We start from the raw sequence: 19,214 nt of genomic DNA, 5'->3' as shown, positions 1-19,214 counted from the left end.
ATACTGAAGGGGGCCTTTTTGGTCCCCTTTTGCATTTTTAAGCTGTTCATTCGTTTTGTATGAAGAAACTGATCTTGGCGGGTCGCGCCTCTAGAGCTTGTTTTTTTCTGACGCTACCCCCATCTTGGCTTCAAGCTAATTCCATCTGTCCCGGCCAATTGGCCGCCGTAGAGGCGAAATCATGAAGACCACTATTGAATTGCCTCTCTTGCCATTGCGTGATGTCGTGGTTTATCCGCACATGGTTATCCCGCTGTTCGTGGGGCGCGAGAAGTCTATCGAAGCCCTTGAAGCGGCAATGACAGGCGACAAGCAGATCCTGCTGCTCGCGCAAAGAAACCCGGCTGACGACGATCCTGATGAAAAGGCTCTGTACAGCGTCGGCACCATTGCCACCGTATTGCAATTGCTCAAGCTGCCCGATGGCACCGTCAAGGTGCTGGTCGAAGGTGAGCAGCGTGGTTCGGTAGAGCGTTTTATCGAAGTCGATGGCCACTACCGCGCAGACGTCTCGCTGATCGACGAAGTCGATGCACCGGACCGTGAATCCGAAGTGTTCGTGCGCAGCCTGCTGGCTCAATTCGAGCAGTATGTGCAACTGGGCAAGAAGGTCCCCGCAGAGGTCCTGTCGTCGCTTAACAGCATCGATGAGCCTGGTCGCCTGGTTGATACCATGGCCGCGCATATGGCGCTCAAAATCGAGCAGAAGCAGGAAATACTCGAGATTATCGACCTGTCAGCCCGTGTCGAGCACGTGCTGGCCTTGCTGGATGCCGAAATCGACCTGCTGCAGGTCGAAAAGCGCATTCGCGGTCGCGTTAAGAAGCAAATGGAGCGCAGCCAGCGCGAGTACTACCTGAATGAGCAGATGAAGGCCATTCAGAAGGAACTGGGCGATGGCGACGAAGGCCACAACGAAATCGAAGAGCTGAAAAAGCGCATCGATGCCGCAGGTCTGCCCAAGGACGCTCTGACCAAGGCGAATGCCGAGCTGAACAAGCTCAAGCAGATGTCGCCGATGTCCGCCGAAGCGACCGTGGTGCGTTCCTACATCGACTGGCTGGTTCAGGTGCCGTGGAAGGCGCAGAGCAAGGTACGTCTGGACCTTGCGCGTGCCGAAGCGATTCTCGATGCCGACCATTACGGTCTGGACGAGGTCAAGGAACGCATCCTCGAATACCTCGCCGTGCAAAAGCGCGTGAAGAAGATTCGTGGCCCAGTGCTGTGTCTGGTAGGTCCACCGGGTGTGGGTAAAACCTCCCTGGCCGAGTCCATCGCCAACGCAACCAACCGTAAATTCGTGCGGATGGCACTAGGCGGCGTGCGTGACGAGGCTGAAATTCGTGGTCATCGCCGGACTTACATCGGTTCGATGCCAGGAAGATTGATACAAAAGATGACAAAGGTGGGCGTTCGCAACCCGCTGTTCCTGCTTGACGAAATCGACAAGATGGGCAGCGACATGCGTGGCGATCCGGCGTCGGCATTGCTCGAGGTGCTTGATCCCGAGCAGAACCACAATTTCAACGATCACTACCTTGAGGTCGACTACGATCTTTCGGACGTGATGTTCCTTTGCACGTCGAACTCGATGAACATTCCGCCAGCCTTGCTGGACCGGATGGAAGTCATTCGCCTGCCGGGCTACACCGAAGACGAAAAGATCAACATCGCCGTCAAGTACCTCTCGCCCAAGCAGATTCAGGCCAACGGCTTGAAGAAAGGCGAGATCAGTTTTGATGAGGATGCGATCCGCGACATCATCCGTTACTACACCCGTGAAGCGGGCGTGCGCGGGCTTGAGCGTCAGATTGCCAAGGTCTGCCGCAAGGCGGTCAAAGAGCACGCGATGGAAAAACGTTTCGCGGTTCAGGTCACAGCCGACATGCTCGAGCACTTCCTGGGCGTGCGCAAGTTCCGCTACGGGCTGGCAGAGCAGCAGGATCAGATCGGTCAGGTCACCGGCCTGGCGTGGACGCAGGTGGGTGGTGAATTGCTGACCATCGAGGCTGCCGTGGTATCGGGCAAGGGCCAGTTGATCAAGACCGGTTCGCTCGGGGATGTGATGGTCGAATCCATTACCGCAGCCCAGACCGTGGTTCGCAGCCGGGCCCGTAGCCTGGGCATTCCAGCTGATTTCCACGAGAAACACGACACGCATATCCACATGCCGGAAGGCGCCACGCCGAAGGATGGACCGAGCGCTGGTGTGGGCATGTGCACCGCCCTTGTTTCGGCGCTTACGCAGATCCCTGTGCGTGCGGATGTGGCAATGACGGGCGAAATTACTTTGCGTGGTCAAGTGCTGGCGATTGGTGGTTTGAAGGAAAAACTGCTGGCTGCACACCGTGGCGGAATCAAGACGGTGATCATTCCAGAAGAAAACGTGCGTGATTTGAAGGAGATTCCTGACAATATCAAGCAGGATCTGCAGATCAAGCCCGTTAAATGGATTGACGAAGTCCTGCAAATTGCGCTGCAATACGCGCCGGAGCCTTTGCCGGACGTGGCTACAGATCTGGTCGCCAAGGAAGAGAAGCGCGAGTCTGACTCTAAGGACAGAATTAGCACGCATTAAGTCTGGGCAGGCTTCCTTGACAGCTTTTTAGAGCCCTTGTTATAAAGCGGCTCTTTAAAGCAATCACTGGCAAGCCTTCCAGCGCTCGTTTTGCTTAACACCTAAAACTTAGAAACATACTCAATATAGAGATAAGGGGACTTAGAGTGAACAAGTCGGAACTGATTGATGCTATCGCTGCATCTGCTGATATCCCGAAAGCTGCTGCTGGCCGCGCGCTGGACGCAGTGATCGAATCCGTCACTGGCGCTCTGAAGGCTGGCGACTCGGTTGTTTTGGTTGGCTTTGGTACGTTCTCCGTGACTGATCGTCCTGCTCGCATCGGTCGCAACCCTCAGACTGGCAAGACGCTGGAAATCGCTGCTGCCAAGAAACCAGGTTTCAAAGCCGGTAAAGCTCTTAAAGAAGCTGTCAACTAAGCCTCTCTATGCCTTTGCCCGCTGGATCGGGCCTGTCCTGATCCAGTAGCGGAGCGGTGGTGCACTCGGTTGCGACACCGAGGGGTTCGAGCCCTACCGCTTCGTCAGTTACGAGAAGGCGCATCCTCGGATGCGCCTTTCTTCTATCCGCTTTCTACCCACGCTCCGCGGTTGGTTAGTCAGTACAACCGTTTTGGGGGACGCAATGCTGCAGAACATCAGGGACAATTCACAAGGCTGGATTGCCAAGACAATTATCGGACTCATCATCGCCTTGATGGCCTTCACCGGCATCGAAGCGATGTTTACCGCTACCAGCAACAAGCAGAACGCGGCTGAAGTCAACGGCGAGGACATCTCTCAGAATGAGTTGAGCCAAGCTGTCGACATGCAGCGCCGCCAGTTGGCTCAACAGCTTTCGCAACAGCTGGGCAAGGATTTCGATCCTTCCATGCTGGATGAAAAGCTGCTGCGCGAATCAGCGCTCAAGGGCCTGATCGACCGCAAGCTGCTGCTGCAAGGCGCGGCGGATGCCAAGTTCTCGTTTTCCGACGCGGCACTGGATCAGCAGCTTTTGCAGACGCCTGAATTTCAGGTAGACGGTAAATTCAGCGCTGACCGTTTCGATCAGGTGATTCGCCAGTTGGGTTACAGCCGTCTGCAGTTCCGCCAGATGCTGGGTCAGGAAATGCTCATCGGTCAGGTGCGTGCAGGTGTTGCCGGCAGTGCCTTTGTAACCGACGCACAGGTTGAAGCCTTCGCACGCCTCGAAAAGCAGACCCGTGATTTCGCGTCGCTGACCCTGCCTGCCGATACCTCGGCGGTCAAGGTGACCGATGACGAAGTCAAGGCGCATTACGACGAGCATGCCAAGGAGTTCATGAGCCCTGAGCAGGTCGTACTCGACTACATCGAATTGAAGAAGTCGTCCTTCTTCGACAAGGTGCAGGTCAAGGACGAGGACCTGCAGGCGGCTTATCAGAAGGAAATCGCCAATCTGTCCGAACAGCGTCGTGCGGCACACATCCTGATCGAAGTGAACGACAAGCTGAATGACGAGCAGGCCAAGGCGAAGATTGAAGAAATTCAGCAGCGTCTGGCCAAGGGTGAGGATTTCGCGGCATTGGCCAAGGAATACTCGCAGGACCCTGGTTCGTCCAACAAGGGCGGTGATCTGGGCTACGCAGGCAAGGGTGTCTATGACCCGGCTTTCGAAGAGGCACTGTATGCCTTGAACAAGGATCAGGTTTCGCAGCCGGTGCGTACCGATTTCGGCTGGCACCTGATCAAGCTGCTGGGCGTTGAAGCCCCTTCGGTGCCGACCTTTGCCAGTCTGAAAGGCAAGCTGACCAACGATTTGAAATCGCAGCTGGTCGAGCAGAAGTTTGTCGAAGTGACCAAGCAACTGGAAGACTCGGCGTTCGAATCGTCCGACCTGTCCCAGCCGGCACAGGACCTGGGCCTGAAGGTTCAGACCACTGCACCGTTCGGTCGTGAGGGCGGCGAAGGCCTGACGGCCAACCGTGCGGTCATCCAGGCGGCATTCAGCCCTGAAGTGCTGGAAGAAGGCGCCAACAGCAACACGCTGGAGCTGGATCCGGAAACCGTTGTGGTGGTGCGCTCCAAAGAGCACCTGCAACCGCAGCAGTTGCCACTTGAGAGCGTTGCCAGCTCGATTCGCGCTCAACTGGTCAAGGAGCATGCTTCGGCAGCTGCCAAGGCCAAGGGCGAGGCGCTGCTGGCCGGTCTGCGTGAGGGCAAGATTCCTTTGGCTGCCAAGCAGGACGGTCGTGACTGGAAGATGATGGAAGCGGTCACTCGCAGTCAGGAAGGGGTTGACCCTCAAGTGCTGCAGACGCTGTTCCGCATGCCCAAGCCGGCAGGCAAGGACAAGCCGGAATTCGCCAGCATCACTGCTTCGGATGGCAGCTTCGTGATCGTCCGTCTCAATGGCGTCAACCAGGCGGCTGCGCCGACTGACGCCGAGAAGGCACAATACCGTCGCTTCCTCGCCTCCCGCGAGGGGCAGCAGGATTTCGCCGCGTACCGTGCACAGCTGGAAAGCAAGGCGAAGATCGAGAAGTTCTAGGCTCGAAACGCGTAAACAAAGAAGGCCGCTCATTGAGCGGCCTTCTTTTAGAGTCCGGAAAAGTGCCGCTCGCAAGGAGCGGCGTTTACCGTATCACTCGTCCATGCTGCCCATCGCGGTGGTGTTGAAGCCGCCGTCGACGTACATGATTTCACCGCTGATGCCCGACGCCAGGTCGGAGCACAGGAACGCGCCGGCGTTGCCGACTTCGTCGATGGTGACGTTGCGGCGCAGAGGGGTCTGCGCTTCGTTGGCCGCCAGCATCTTGCGGAAGTTCTTGATGCCTGACGCGGCCAGGGTGCGGATCGGGCCGGCCGATACAGCATTGACGCGAGTACCTTCCGGGCCGAGGCTGCCGGCCAGGTAACGAACGCCAGCTTCCAGGCTGGCCTTGGCCATGCCCATGACGTTGTAGTTGGGCATGGTGCGCTCTGCGCCCAGGTAGGACAGGGTCAGCAGGCTGCCGTTGCGGCCCTTCATCATTTCGCGACCGGCCTTGGCCAGGGCCACGAAGCTGTAGGCGCTGATGTCATGAGCGATGCGGAAACCTTCGCGCGTGGTGGCTTCGGTGAAGTCGCCATCGAGCTGGTCGCCAGGCGCGAAGCCGACCGAGTGAACGATCACGTCCAGGCCGTCCCACTTCTTGCTCAGCTCTTCGAAGACCTTGTTGATCTCTTCGTCGTTGGCCACATCGCAAGGGAAGCACAGCTCAGGGCCCGAACCCCAGCCTGCGGCGAACTCTTCGACACGACCCTTGAGTTTGTCGTTCTGGTAGGTGAAGGCAAGCTCTGCGCCTTCACGATGCATGGCGGCGGCAATACCGGATGCGATGGACAGTTTACTGGCGACACCGACGATCAGGACGCGCTTACCGGCGAGAAAACCCATGTGTTGTTCCTCTTCAGGTTCAGGTTAATCGACAGCTACCGGCGCCAGGAAGGCGGCCTCCAGCAGCTGCTGTGTATAAGGATGTTGCGGTGCGGCGAAGATATCCTGCGCTGCACCCTGTTCGACCACTTGGCCTTGCTTGACCACCATCAACTGGTGGCTCAGCGCTTTGACGACAGCCAGGTCATGGCTGATGAACAAATACGTCAGGTTGTACTTGGTTTGCAGCGAGCGAAGCAGCTCGACGACCTGACGCTGTACGGTCCGGTCGAGGGCCGAGGTCGGCTCGTCCAGCAAAATCAGCGCCGGCTTCAAGACCAGCGCACGTGCAATGGCGATCCGCTGGCGTTGGCCACCGGAGAACTCGTGAGGGTAGCGGTGCCGGGTATCCGGGTCCAGACCAACCTCCCTGAGCGCTTCGATAATCGCCGTCTGCTGTTCGGCGGCCGTACCCATGCCGTGGATTCGCAAGCCTTCGCCAACGATTTCAGCCACCGACATGCGCGGGCTCAAACTGCCAAACGGGTCCTGGAAAACCACTTGCATCTGCCTGCGCAGCGGACGGATTTGCTGTTGCGACAGGGATTCTAGCGCGTTGCCCTTGAACCGTATGGTGCCCTGACTGCCGATCAGTCGAAGAATCGCCAGGCCCAGCGTCGATTTGCCCGACCCGCTTTCACCCACAATACCCAGTGTTTGCCCTTGCGGCAGGCTGAAACGTATGCCGTCCACCGCCTTGACGTGGTCGACGGTACGCTTGAGCAGGCCTTTTTTGATCGGGAACCAGACTTTCAGGTCCTCGACTTCAAGCAGCGGGGCGCCGGCGGTGTTGGTCGATGGACCGCCGCTGGGCTCCGCGCTGAGCAACACTTGGGTGTAGGGATGTTGCGGCGAACGGAACAATTCTTCGCACGATGCCTGTTCGACGATGCAACCGCGCTGCATGACACATACTCGGTTGGCTATTTGCCTTACCACGTTCAAATCGTGGCTGATCAGCAGCAGTGCCATGCCCAGGCGAGCCTGCAACTGCTTGAGCAGCTCGAGGATTTTCAGCTGTACCGTCACATCCAGCGCAGTGGTCGGTTCGTCGGCAATCAGCAGCTCGGGTTCATTGGCCAGGGCCATGGCGATCATCACACGCTGACGCTGGCCACCTGAAAGCTCGTGTGGCAGCGCTTTGAGGCGTTTGTGTGGCTCAGGTATGCCGACCAGATCGAGCAGCTCCAGCGTGCGCTCGGTGGCGGCCTTGCCAGTCAGGCCCTTGTGCAGGCCCAGCACCTCGTTGATCTGTTTTTCCACCGAATGCAGCGGATTGAGCGAGGTCATCGGTTCCTGGAAGATCATGGCGATGCGGTTGCCACGGATCGAACGCAGTTTTTTCTCTTCGACCTTCAGCAGGTCTTCACCCGCGTAGCGGATCGTGCCGCTCGGGTGGCTGGCGATGGGGTAGGGCAGCAGGCGCAGGATCGAGTGCGCGGTGACTGACTTGCCCGAACCGCTTTCGCCGACCAGCGCCAGCGTTTCACCGCGACGAATATCGAAGCTGATGTTCTCGACCACGCGTTGCCGCGAGTCGCCCGTCACGAACTCGACCGCCAGATCGCGGATTTCGATCAGATTGTCATTGTTCATCTTATTTCCTTGGGTCGAAAGCATCGCGGGCGGATTCGCCGATGAACACAAGCAGACTCAGCATGATGGCCAGCACAGCGAAGGCGCTGATGCCCAGCCAGGGCGCCTGCAGGTTGGATTTGCCCTGCGCTACCAGCTCGCCCAGTGACGGCGAGCCGGCGGGTAGGCCGAAGCCCAGAAAGTCCAGCGCCGTCAGGGTGCCGATGGCCCCGGTGAGAATGAACGGCAGAAAGGTCATGGTCGATACCATGGCGTTGGGCAGGATATGGCGGAACATGATTGCGCCGTTCTCCATGCCCAGCGCCCGCGCGGCCCTTACGTATTCCAGATTGCGGCCACGCAGGAACTCGGCGCGCACCACGTCCACCAGGCTCATCCAGGAAAACAACAGCATGATGCCCAACAACCACCAGAAGTTGGGTTGTACGAAGCTGGCAAGGATGATCAGCAGATACAGTACCGGCAGGCCCGACCAGACCTCGAGGAAGCGCTGGCCCAGCAGGTCGACCCAGCCGCCATAAAAGCCCTGCAAGGCGCCGGCGATGACGCCGATGATCGAGCTGAGGATGGTCAGGGTCAGGGCGAACAGTACCGAAATCCTGAAACCGTAGATCACCCGTGCCAGGACGTCACGGCCCTGATCATCGGTGCCCAGCAGGTTCTCCCGCGAAGGCGGCGCCGGAGCAGGGACTTTCAGGTCGTAGTTGATGCTCTGGTAGCTGAACGGGATGGGTGCCCACAGGGTCCAGCCATCCTTCGCGGCGAGCAGTTCCTTGATGTATGGGCTCTTGTAGTTGGCTTCCAGCGGGAATTCGCCACCGAAGGTGGTTTCCGGGTAACGCTCGAATACCGGGAAATACCAGTGGCCGTCGTAGCGCACAGCCAGCGGTTTATCGTTGGCGATCAGTTCGGCGCCCAGGCTCAGGCCGAACAGAATCAGGAACAGCCACAATGACCACCAGCCACGCCTGTTGGCCTTGAAGCGTTCGAAGCGACGGCGATTGAGAGGAGACAGCTTCATATCAATGCTTCCTGCTTTCGAAGTCGATGCGCGGGTCTACGAGGGTGTAGGTGATATCGCCGATCAGCTTCACCACCAGCCCCAGCAGGGTGAAGATGAACAGCGTGCCGAACACTACCGGATAGTCGCGGTTGATCGCGGCTTCAAAACTCATCAGGCCCAGGCCGTCCAGCGAAAAGATCACTTCCACCAGCAGCGAGCCGGTGAAGAAGATACCGATGAACGCCGACGGGAAGCCGGCGATCACCAGCAGCATGGCGTTGCGAAACACATGGCCGTAGAGCACCTTGTGGTTGCTCAGGCCCTTGGCTTTGGCCGTGGTCACGTATTGCTTGCTGATTTCGTCGAGAAAGCTGTTCTTGGTCAGCAGCGTCATGGTGGCAAAGTTGCCGATCACCAGTGCGGTGACGGGCAATACCAGATGCCAGAAGTAATCGAATAGCTTGCCCAGCGTGCTCAGTTCATCGTAATTGTTGGAGGTCAGCCCGCGCAGTGGAAACCAGTTGAAGTAGCTGCCCCCGGCAAACACCACGATCAGCAGAATCGCGAACAGGAACGCCGGAATGGCATAGCCGACAATGATTGCCGAACTGGTCCATACGTCGAACTGGCTGCCGTGGCGCGTGGCCTTGGCAATCCCCAGCGGGATCGACACCAGGTACATGATCAGGGTGCTCCATAACCCGAGGGAAATGGACACCGGCATCTTCTCGACAATCAGGTCGATGACCTTGGCATCACGAAAGAAGCTGTCGCCGAAATCCAGCGTGGCGTAGTTCTTGATCATGATCCACAGGCGTTCCGGCGCCGACTTGTCGAAACCGTACATGCGTTCGATTTCCTTGATCAATGCCGGGTCCAGGCCTTGCGCGCCGCGGTAGTTGGAGCCGGCCACCGATACTTCGGCGCCGCCCCCGGCTATCCGGCTGGTGGCGCCATCGAAGCCTTCGATCTTGGCGATCATCTGTTCGACCGGGCCACCGGGGGCGGCCTGAATGATGACGAAGTTGATGATCAGGATGCCGAGCAGGGTAGGGATGATCAGCAGCAGCCGTCGCAGAATATAAGCCAGCATGTTATTGCTCCGCGTTCGCAGGCTTGGCCTGATCAGGGGCTGACGGGGTCGCGGCTACCGGTTTGACATCCGGCCTGGCCCACCAGGTCATCAGGCCGATATCGGAAAGTGCTTCGGCCTTGGGATGGTCGAGGTGATTCCAGTAAGCCACCCGCCAAGTCTTGATGTGCCAGTTCGGAACGACGTAAAAGCCCCACAGCAGCACACGGTCCAGTGCCTTGGTATGGGTGATCAGGCTTTGCCGTGAGTCGGCGTTGATCAGGCCGTTGACCAGCTCATCCACCGCAGGGTCCTTGAGGCCCATGAAGTTGCGGCTGCCCGGGTTGTCGGCGCTGGATGAGTCGAAGTACACGCGCTGCTCGTTACCGGGCGAGCTGGACTGCGGATAGCCAGTGACAATCATGTCGTAGTCCCGCGAGCGCAGGCGGTTGATGTATTGCGACACGTCGGCCCGACGAATCACCAGCTCGATACCCAGGTCGCTCAGGTTGCGCTTGTAAGGCAGCAGAATGCGCTCGAACTCGGTCTGGGCCATCAGAAACTCGATTTTTACCGGGTTGCCCTGCGCGTCGACCATCTTGTCGTCGACGATCTTCCAGCCCGCCTCCTGCAACAGCTGGAAGGCCCGGCGCTGCTGCGGACGGATCATACCGCTGCCATCGGTGACCGGCAGGGTGAAGGGTTCGCTGAACACGCGATCCGGAATCTTGCCGCGCAACGGTTCCAGAAGCTTGAGTTCTTCGGCAGACGGCAGGCCGCTGGCGGCCATTTCCGAGTTGTCGAAATAACTTTTGGTGCGGCTGTACGAGCCGTTGAACAGCTGTTTGTTGGTCCACTCGAAGTCCAGCAGCAGAGTCAGCGCCTCACGGACCCTGACGTCCTGAAACACAGGCTTGCGCAGGTTGAAGACAAAGCCCTGCATGCCCGTCGGGTTGCCATTGGGAAGCTCTTCCTTGATCAGACTGCCGTCGCGCACTGCGGGCGTGTCGTAAGCGGTTGCCCAGTTCTTGGCACTGGTTTCCAGCCAATAGTCGAATTGCCCGGCCTTGCCGGCCTCCAGCGCTACCGTATTGTCGCGGTAGTAGTCGGTGGTCAGCACGTCAAAGTTGTAGAAACCCTTGTTGATTGGCAGGTCCTGTGCCCAGTAATCCTTGACCCGCTCATAACTCACCGAACGACCGGCCTTCACGTCGGCGACCTTGTAAGGTCCGCTGCCCAGCGGGAAGTCCAGGTTGCCCTTGCTGAAATCGCGATCGGCCCAGAAATGCTTGGGCAGCACCGGCAACTGGCCAAGGATCAGCGGCAACTCGCGGCTGCCCTTGTGCTTGAACTTGAACAGCACGCGCAACGGATCTTCGACGATGACCTGATCGACGTCGGCGTAGTAGCCCTTGTACATGGGCGAACCGTGCTCCATCAGGGTCTTGAAGCTGAATTCGACGTCGTCGGCGCGGATCGGGTGGCCGTCATGAAAGCGCGCCTCGGGGCGCAGATAGAAACGCACCCAGCTGTTGTCCGGGGACTTCTCGATCTTGCCCGCGATCAGTCCGTATTCAGTGAATGGCTCATCCAGGCTCGAGCGGGCAAGGGTGTCGTAGATCAGACCGATATCTTCTGCCGGTACGCCTTTGTTGATGAACGGGTTGAAGCTGTCAAAGCCGCCGAAGCCTGCCTGACGCAGCGTGCCGCCCTTGGGGGCATCCGGGTTCACGTAGTCGAAGTGCTTGAAATCAGCCGGGTACTTCGGCGCTTCGTCATACAGCGTCACGCCATGCTGAGGCGCAGCCTGTACTGTGCAGGCGAGGCTGGCCAGCAGCAGGCCGGCTGCCTGCGAGCGCAGGGAGTGCAGAGGGTTCATCGGGGCTTCTCCAGAGTCTTGAGCCACCACGCACGCAGCCCCAGGGTGTAGGGCGGGGTAGTGACCATGGCGAATCGGTTGCGATAGGCAAGCCGATGATTATTCAGATACCAGTTGGGGATGCTGTAGTGCTGAGACAGCAATACGCGGTCCAGCGCCCGCGCCGCGGCGACCTGTTCGTCCCGGGTTTGCGCGGCCAGCAGTTTGTTCAGCAGGGCATCGACCACGGGGTTGGCGATACCCGCGTAGTTCTTGCTGCCGTTGATCGCAGCCTGACTGGAATGGAAATACTGCCACTGCTCCAGACCGGGGCTCAGGATCTGTTGCAGGGTCATCAGAATCATGTCGAAATCGAAACGGTCCAGACGTTGCTTGTACTGGGCGCGGTCGACGGTGCGCAGCCCTGCATTGATCCCCAGACGGCGCAGGTCTTCGATGTACGGTTGCAGAATGCGTTCGAGGTTGGGGTTGACCAGCAGGATCTCGAAGCGCAACGGTTGCTTGTCGGCATTGAGCAAACCCTTGTCCGACAGCGTCCAGCCAGCCTCGGCAAGCAGCTTCAGGGCCTTGCGCAAGGTCTCGCGCGGGATTCCGCCACCATCGGTTTTCGACGGGGCGAACGGCTGGGTGAACAGGCTGGCGGGCAACTGATCGCGGTAGGGCGCCAGGAGCAGCCATTCGGCCCCGGTCGGCAGGCCCGTCGCGGAAAATTCGCTGTTGGGGTAGTAGCTGATCGAGCGGTCATAGGCGTCGCTGAACAGCGTGCGGTTGGTCCATTCGAAATTGAACAGCAGACCCAGGGCTTCGCGCACGCGGATGTCGGCGAAGGCGGCGCGCCGGGTGTTCATGAACAGTCCCTGGGTCTGTGTCGGTATGCGGTGGGGGATCTGCGCCTTGATCACCTGACCATTGGCCACCGCGGGGAAGTCGTAGCCACTGGCCCAGTTCTTGGCCTGATGCTCGATGTAGATGTCGAATTCACCCGCTTTGAACGCTTCGAACGCCACGTCGCTGTCGCGGTAGAACTCGACCTCGACCCGGTCGAAATTGTATTTGCCGCGGTTGACCGGCAAGTCCTTGCCCCAGTAATCCTTGACCCGCTCGAACACCAGTTGCCGACCCGGCTGCACGCGGGTGATGCGGTAAGGGCCACTGCCCAGCGGCGGCTCGAAGGTGGTCGCCTTGAAATCCCTGTCCTTCCAGTAATGTTGCGGCAACACCGGCAGTTCGCCCAGGCGCAGGATCAGCAGCGGGTTGCCCGAGCGCTTGAAGACAAACCGGATGCGATGACGGGTGAGAATGTCCACGCGCTGCACTTCCTGCAAGGCGGTGCGGTATTGGGGGTGACCGTCCTTGAGCAGTGTCCGGTAGGAAAACGCCACGTCGTAGGCGGTGATGGGCTTGCCGTCATGGAAGCGCGCCTGCGGGCGCAGGTTGAACACCACCCAGCTGCGGTCCTCGCTGTATTCCACCGACTGGGCGATCAGCCCGTAACTGGAGGTCGGTTCATCGCCGGATGGGTCGTATTGGCCTGTGCCGACCATCAGCGGTTCATTCAGCTCGTTGACACCATACTGCAGGAAGTTGCCAGTCGAGACCGGGCTGCTGCCCTTGAATGTGTAGGGGTTTAACGTGTCGAACGTGCCGAAGGCCATCATTCTCAGGGTACCACCTTTCGGCGCCTCGGGATTGACCCAGTCGAAATGAGTGAAGCTGGCCGGGTACTTGAGAACACCAAACTGCGCGTAGCCATGACTTTCGGTGATGGCTGCGTTGGCGCAGAAGCTCAAGGCCAGGCTGAGGGTCAGCAGGAAGGGACGTATCACGATCCAGACGGCCTGGGCTTTCGGGTCGCTAACAGTAACAGCTTGTTCCAGCTGGAAAAAGACTGCAGGTGATGGCGCTGCCGGGCTGCATCGGACACCCGCCCCAAGGTTATCGAAGGGCAAGTGGCCGTGCGCATCAGTGTGGCAGGTAAACGGTCAGGGTCTGGCCGGGTTTGAGAGCCTGCCCGCTACGTGGATTCCAGCGCTTGAGATGTTGCATCTCGACGTTGAAGCGCTTGGCGACCAGATACATCGAGTCGCCTTTCTGGATCTTGTACTGCATGGATTTCTTTTCGCTGTCCTTGCCACCGGTGCTGGCGACCGACTTGCTGGCGGCTTTGCCGGCAGGTTTGCTGGTGTCCTGCATGACCAGCGTCTGGCCGACCTTGAGCTTCTTGCCGGTCAGCTTGTTCCAGCGTTGCAGGTCTTCGACATCCACCTTGTTGGCTTGCGCGATGGTGGTCAGGTTGTCACCGCTGCGCACCTTGTAGCTTCGGGTACGTGACGGCTTGTCGTTGCTGGCCAGCGCTTCGAACACGGGTTGTGAATTCTGCATGCCCGGCTTGACCGGTATGCTCAGTGATTGACCGACCTTCAGGCGGTTGCCGGACAGCTTGTTATTGCCCTTGAGCGAGCTGACCGTGACCTGATAACGACTGGCCAGGCTTTCCAGGGTATCGCCCTTGCGCACCCGATAAGGCTGCCAGGCGACCAGTTCTTCCTGTTTCATGGTCAGCAGGCTGGCCGTCAGCAGTTGCGCCTTGGAAGTGGGCACCAGCAGGTGCTGGGGGCCATCGACGGTCAGGCGCTTCTTGTAGGCGGGGTTGAGCTGGATAAGCTCGTCTTCGTCGATATCGGCGGCGCTGGCCACTTTGGACAGGTCGACACGCTTGTTGAGCTCGACGACTTCGAAGTAGGGCTGGTTGGCGATCGGGTTCAGATTGACGCCGTAAGCTTCCGGCGACAACACCACCTGGGACAGGGCCAGCAGCTTGGGTACGTAATCGCGGGTTTCCTGCGGCAGCGGCAGGTTCCAGTAATCGGTCGGCAGGTTGAGTTTGTCATTGCGCTCGATGGCGCGGCTCACCGTGCCTTCGCCGGCGTTGTAGGCTGCCAGGGCCAGCAGCCAGTCACCGTTGAACATGTCATGCAGGCGGGTCAGGTAATCCAGTGCCGCAACGGTCGAGGCCTGGATGTCGCGACGTCCGTCATAAAAGCTGGTCTGGCGCAGGTTGAAGTAACGCCCGGTCGACGGGATGAACTGCCAGAGGCCGACCGCCTGGCTGCGCGAAACGGCCATCGGGTTGTAGGCGCTTTCGATGACCGGAAGCAGCGCCAGTTCCAGCGGCATGTTGCGTTCTTCAAGGCGCTCGACGATGTAGTGCATGTACAGGCTGCCGCGCTCGCCAGCGTTTTCCAGAAAGGAAGGGTTGTTGGCGAACCATAGGCGCTGTTGATCGATGCGGGGGTTCTGATCATTGCCTTGTTGCAGTTGAAAGCCCTGACGCATGCGCTCCCAGACATCCTGTGGAGGTGCGAGAGGGGTGGCAGGCTTGTGCGACAGGAAAATCGGTTTTTGCTTGATGCCGGCGGCCAGGTTAGGCGCGCGATGGCTATTGACCGGGTCGACGCTGGCGGTGCTCTGGCAACCGGCCAGAAGGGCACTCGCGGTGACGGCCATGGCCTGAGCCAACCGAGTCAATGCGTCCGAATGTGAAGGCTTGCTGGTAGATGACGACATTGTTCGGGGGGTACATCCAGACGAAAATGTCGGGCGATTCTAGGAAGCAGCCTGCCGTCGGTCAACCTTTCAGAATTTTATTGCGGTTTTAAGGTCGGGTCAGAACTTATCTTTCCAGGCCCTCAAGCTGGCAAAGACCGCACTCTGCGAGGTGTTTTGCCCGCCGCTCCGTTCGTCCGCTTTTTCTTTAACGGATGTTTCCCCCGTACGCAGGAACGGATTGGTACGTTTTTCCAGGGCCAGATTCGACGGAAGACTGATGCGATTTTCGCTGCGCCAGCGCGTCACTTCGGCCAGGCGTTCGGCGATATCGACATTGTCGGGCTCGACGGCCTGCGCAAAGCGCAGATTGCTCAGCGTGTATTCGTGAGCGCAGTAGATCAGTGTGCTGTCCGGCAGATCGGTCAGGCGGCTGAGAGAATCGTGCATCTGTTGCGGCGTGCCCTCGAACAACCGTCCGCAGCCAGCAGCAAACAGCGTGTCGCCGCTGAACAGCAGGGGGGTCGTGGCGTCCTCGTGATAGAACGCGATATGCCCCAGCGTATGGCCAGGAACCGCATGCACTACAAATTCCAGGCCCAGCACGGTCAGTCGGTCATTGTCGACCAGCGCGACATCGCGTGCCGGTATGGTTTCGGCTGCAGGGCCCAGCACGCGCGCCGCGGTCGACTGCTTGAGTTCCGCAACGCCGCCCACATGATCATTGTGGTGGTGGGTGATCAGGATATCGGTCAGCCGGTAGTCGGGATTCTGCGCCAGCCAGCCCAGCACCGGCTTCGCGTCGCCCGGATCGACGACAGCGCACTGCTGGCTCGAAAGGTCTTGTAACAACCATATGTAGTTGTCATTGAAAGCAGGAAGGGCGTGGATCTGTATCATGGCGCAGTTCGCATAGCGGCAGACAATGGTGCATCTTAGAGTCTGTTGCCGCTGTATGCGAGCACCTCTGGAGGAGAACTCATGACCGATGAAGCGTTCGCTCAGGCTGATCCTGAGTGGCTTGCATTGATCCGCGCTGCCCGTGAATGGCTTTCCGGGCCGCTCGGGCAGCTTCTGCTCGAAGAGGAACGGCGCATTCTCGACGAAGAGCTGGGGCGATACTTCGGCGGCTATCTGGTGCATTACGGCCCGTCGGCGGAAAGCCCGCCAGTGGCTCCCCAGGTGCAGCGCAATGTACGCCTTGGTGCGCCGTTGCCGGGTGTCGAGATCGTCTGTGAGGAACAGGCGTGGCCATTGAGTGAGCACGCGGCCGATGTCGTGGTGTTGCAGCACGGCCTGGATTTCTGCCTGTCGCCCCACGGCCTGCTGCGCGAAGCGGCCAGCAGCGTGCGGCCGGGCGGGCACTTGCTGATTATCGGCATCAACCCCTGGAGCACCTGGGGCATACGTCACGTATTCGCGCGGGATGCGTTGCGCAAGGCGCGCTGCATTTCATCCTCGCGGGTCGCTGACTGGCTGAATCTGCTGGGCTTCGCGCTGGAGAAACGGCGCTTCGGATGCTATCGTCCGCCTCTTGCTTCAGCAGCATGGCAGTCGCGTCTTGCAGGGCTCGAACGCCTTGGCGAGGGGCGTCAGAGCCCCGGTGGCGGCTTCTATGTACTGGTGGCGCGCAAACTGGTGGTCGGCCTCAGGCCCTTGCGTCAGGTGCGCCGCGACCCCATCGGCAAGCTGATCCCCATGCCGATGGCCAAGGTCAGCCGCAACACTCAGGACCAGGCTTGAATAACGCCTTGCTGCACATGAAGCCCATCATTCTGGAAAGGTCGTAATGAGCGATAGCGTTGAACTCTTCACCGACGGTGCCTGCAAGGGTAATCCTGGCCCGGGCGGTTGGGGGGCCCTGCTGGTGTGCAAGGGCGTCGAAAAAGAGTTGTGGGGTGGCGAAGCCAATACCACCAACAACCGGATGGAACTGACCGGTGCGATTCGCGGGCTTGAAGAACTCAAGCGCCCTTGCGAAGTGACGCTGGTGACCGACTCTCAGTACGTGATGAAAGGCATTACAGAGTGGATGGTCAACTGGAAGAAGCGCGGCTGGAAAACCGCTGCCAAGGAGCCGGTCAAAAACGCCGATCTGTGGCAGCTTCTGGATGAACAGGTCAGTCGCCACACGGTGAAATGGCAGTGGGTGCGCGGGCACATCGGCCACCCTGGCAACGAGCGTGCCGACCAGCTCGCCAACCGTGGCGTCGACGAAGTGCGCGGCATCCGGCACGGCTAGACGCGCACGGGCTTGCAACGGCCGCTGCGTGCTAGAATCGCGGCCTGTACATGAGGCAACAGTCAATGGCATTGCAAAACCTGGATAACAGATCCATCGTCCTCGATACCGAAACCACCGGTATGCCGGTGACGGATGGTCACCGCATCATCGAGATCGGTTGTGTCGAGTTGATCGGTCGCCGCCTGACCGGTCGGCATTTTCACGTTTACCTGCAACCTGATCGCGAAAGTGACGAAGGCGCGATCGGTGTTCACGGTATCACCAATGAATTTCTGGTCGGCAAGCCGCGGTTTGCCGAAGTCGCCGATGAATTCTTCGAGTTCATCAAAGGCGCGCAGCTGATCATTCACAACGCAGCGTTCGACGTTGGCTTCATCAACAACGAATTTGCCTTGATGGGTTCGCAGGACAGGGCTGATATCACCCAGCACTGTTCGATTCTCGACACCCTGATGATGGCGCGAGAGCGTCACCCGGGTCAGCGCAACAGTCTGGATGCACTCTGCAAGCGCTACGGCGTCGATAACTCGGGCCGTGAGCTGCACGGCGCATTGCTCGACTCCGAGATTCTGGCCGACGTCTATCTGGCGATGACCGGCGGTCAGACCAGCCTGTCGCTGGCTGGCAATGCCTCCGATGGCAACGGTTCGGGCGAAGGCTCTGGCAATCGTGGCAGCGAAATTCGCCGCCTGCCTGCCGATCGCAAGCCATGCCGCATCATTCGCGCCTCTGAAAGTGAGCTGGCCGAGCACGAAGTGCGTATGAGCACCATCGCCAAGGCTTGCGGTGCTCCTCCGCTCTGGGTACAGATGCTGGAAGCCGGAGCGCAGGCATCTTCCTGACAGCAAGCGGCAAAGGTGAAATGAGCGTGGCACATCCTGCTTTGAGCATTCGGGTTGCAGACGAATGCTTCGAGGACTACATCCTCAACAGCGAATTCACGTTTACAGTGCTTGGCTATGCGCAGCCGCGTATCGGCGAGCCCGTGGATTCATGGCCGGTCGAGCTGGTCGAGCCGTACAGCAAGAACTATGGCATCGACTCTCAGGAATTTGCCGATCATCGTGAAGCCGCCACCAGTTCGGTGATGGTTGCCTGGCTGGATGACCACGCCGTCGGCCATATCGTGATGAGCACTCACTGGAGCGGATTCGCGTATATCGATGAGCTGGCAGTGGACGAGTCGGCGCGCCGTCATGGCGTCGCACGCTCGTTGCTCGACGCCGCGCAATTCTGGACTCGTAAGCGCAATCTGCCTGGCATCGTTCTGGAAACGCAGAACAATAACCTGGGGGCCTGCAGGCTGTATGAGAGTTGCGGGTACGTGGTAGGCGGGGTGGATCACATGCGCTATCGGGGCATCGATCCGAACACTCGTGAAACGGCGATTTTCTGGTATCTGATTTTTTCGGATTAACAGCTTCCCGCTGGCCATGCAGCCAAGGCGGGAATGCTGCCGTTATTACGTGGGTGTACGGGTAATTTTTATGCCCGATTGCACCAGCTCGAAGTCCTCACCACCCAAATGCTTGACCCGGTCGCCGATTGCCAGCCTGTAGGTGATCACCGGCTGACCGCCCTGCGCCTCATCCGGCTGCGATTCCTGGAACTCATGAACCGGATAAACGCGACCTTCGGCGTCCCTGGCATGAAATTGTCCGACGAGAACTGAAGCCATTTGCTCTGTAACCTCTGAAACTGAATATAACTGCTGGTTTACGAATCCATCGAGGCTAGTAGACCACTGATCTATAGGTGAGTTTGCCTTTGAGGGAAAAAATAATCCCTGCCGTTCAAGCGCGTAGGGAATTGACTGGCGCAAAGGTCGTCTAAACCCGGCTTCTGTTCTATACCTAACCT

General features: G+C 59.1%; 16 protein-coding genes. 7 read left to right on the top strand and 9 right to left on the bottom strand.

Going from position 1 to position 19,214, the window contains the following annotated elements:
• The first annotated feature begins 181 nt into the window (after positions 1–181).
• From lon to PCPL58_RS20170, 3 genes are all read left to right on the top strand, one after another.
• On the top strand, positions 182–2,578 hold the full coding sequence (gene lon / locus PCPL58_RS20180; RefSeq protein WP_003368560.1) for an endopeptidase La: 2,397 nt from the start codon (positions 182–184) through the stop codon (positions 2,576–2,578).
• Positions 2,579–2,724: 146 nt separating this feature from the next.
• The gene (locus PCPL58_RS20175) at positions 2,725–2,997 is read left to right on the top strand and encodes an HU family DNA-binding protein (RefSeq protein WP_002552737.1); all 273 of its coding nucleotides are present in this window, start codon (positions 2,725–2,727) and stop codon (positions 2,995–2,997) included.
• Between the two features lie 205 nt (positions 2,998–3,202).
• Positions 3,203–5,086 carry a SurA N-terminal domain-containing protein gene (locus PCPL58_RS20170; RefSeq protein WP_065350274.1) on the top strand — a complete coding sequence of 628 codons (1,884 nt, stop codon included), beginning with the start codon at positions 3,203–3,205 and terminating at the stop codon, positions 5,084–5,086.
• A gap of 93 nt (positions 5,087–5,179) precedes the next feature.
• Here PCPL58_RS20170 and fabI read toward each other — a convergent pair whose 3' ends face one another.
• From fabI to gloB, 8 genes are all read right to left on the bottom strand, one after another.
• Complete coding sequence (gene fabI, locus PCPL58_RS20165; protein ID WP_065350273.1) at positions 5,180–5,974, bottom strand: enoyl-ACP reductase FabI; 795 nt, start codon at positions 5,972–5,974, stop codon at positions 5,180–5,182.
• 24 nt (positions 5,975–5,998) lie between these two features.
• Positions 5,999–7,609 (bottom strand): ABC transporter ATP-binding protein, encoded by a 1,611-nt coding sequence (locus PCPL58_RS20160; RefSeq protein WP_004414034.1) that lies wholly within the window; start codon positions 7,607–7,609, stop codon positions 5,999–6,001.
• Position 7,610: 1 nt separating this feature from the next.
• Positions 7,611–8,630, bottom strand: coding sequence for an ABC transporter permease (locus PCPL58_RS20155; protein ID WP_003368568.1), 1,020 nt, complete (start codon positions 8,628–8,630; stop codon positions 7,611–7,613).
• Position 8,631: 1 nt separating this feature from the next.
• On the bottom strand, positions 8,632–9,705 hold the full coding sequence (locus tag PCPL58_RS20150) for a microcin C ABC transporter permease YejB (RefSeq protein ID WP_004414031.1): 1,074 nt from the start codon (positions 9,703–9,705) through the stop codon (positions 8,632–8,634).
• A gap of 1 nt (position 9,706) precedes the next feature.
• Complete coding sequence (locus tag PCPL58_RS20145) at positions 9,707–11,563, bottom strand: extracellular solute-binding protein (RefSeq protein ID WP_065350272.1); 1,857 nt, start codon at positions 11,561–11,563, stop codon at positions 9,707–9,709.
• Positions 11,560–13,389: an extracellular solute-binding protein gene (locus tag PCPL58_RS20140; RefSeq protein ID WP_065350271.1), complete on the bottom strand. Its 1,830-nt coding sequence runs from the start codon at positions 13,387–13,389 to the stop codon at positions 11,560–11,562. Before PCPL58_RS20140 ends, PCPL58_RS20145 begins: the two co-directional genes overlap by 4 nt.
• 136 nt (positions 13,390–13,525) lie before the next feature.
• Positions 13,526–15,130, bottom strand: a complete 1,605-nt coding sequence (locus tag PCPL58_RS20135) for a lytic transglycosylase domain-containing protein (protein ID WP_003368575.1) — start codon at positions 15,128–15,130, stop codon at positions 13,526–13,528.
• A 99-nt stretch (positions 15,131–15,229) separates the two neighbouring features.
• Positions 15,230–16,009 carry a hydroxyacylglutathione hydrolase gene (gloB, locus tag PCPL58_RS20130; RefSeq protein WP_058396633.1) on the bottom strand — a complete coding sequence of 260 codons (780 nt, stop codon included), beginning with the start codon at positions 16,007–16,009 and terminating at the stop codon, positions 15,230–15,232.
• Positions 16,010–16,090: 81 nt separating this feature from the next.
• Here gloB and PCPL58_RS20125 point away from each other — a divergent pair, with 81 nt between their 5' ends.
• The 4 genes from PCPL58_RS20125 (at position 16,091) to PCPL58_RS20110 (ending at position 18,771) form a co-directional block, all read left to right on the top strand.
• Positions 16,091–16,852, top strand: a complete 762-nt coding sequence (locus PCPL58_RS20125; RefSeq protein ID WP_004414023.1) for a methyltransferase domain-containing protein — start codon at positions 16,091–16,093, stop codon at positions 16,850–16,852.
• Between the two features lie 46 nt (positions 16,853–16,898).
• A complete protein-coding gene (gene rnhA / locus PCPL58_RS20120; protein WP_003368579.1) occupies positions 16,899–17,351 on the top strand; it encodes a ribonuclease HI in 453 nt (150 codons plus the stop codon).
• A 65-nt stretch (positions 17,352–17,416) separates the two neighbouring features.
• Positions 17,417–18,196, top strand: coding sequence for a DNA polymerase III subunit epsilon (dnaQ, locus tag PCPL58_RS20115; RefSeq protein ID WP_003368580.1), 780 nt, complete (start codon positions 17,417–17,419; stop codon positions 18,194–18,196).
• Positions 18,197–18,216: 20 nt separating this feature from the next.
• Complete coding sequence (locus PCPL58_RS20110) at positions 18,217–18,771, top strand: GNAT family N-acetyltransferase (RefSeq protein ID WP_003368581.1); 555 nt, start codon at positions 18,217–18,219, stop codon at positions 18,769–18,771.
• A 45-nt stretch (positions 18,772–18,816) separates the two neighbouring features.
• Here PCPL58_RS20110 and PCPL58_RS20105 read toward each other — a convergent pair whose 3' ends face one another.
• Positions 18,817–19,032 (bottom strand): hypothetical protein, encoded by a 216-nt coding sequence (locus PCPL58_RS20105; RefSeq protein WP_004414020.1) that lies wholly within the window; start codon positions 19,030–19,032, stop codon positions 18,817–18,819.
• Positions 19,033–19,214 lie beyond the last annotated feature (182 nt).

Source organism: Pseudomonas cerasi (assembly GCF_900074915.1).
GTDB classification, from domain to species: domain Bacteria; phylum Pseudomonadota; class Gammaproteobacteria; order Pseudomonadales; family Pseudomonadaceae; genus Aquipseudomonas; species Aquipseudomonas cerasi.
This window is presented reverse-complemented; position numbering and strand designations above follow the sequence as displayed.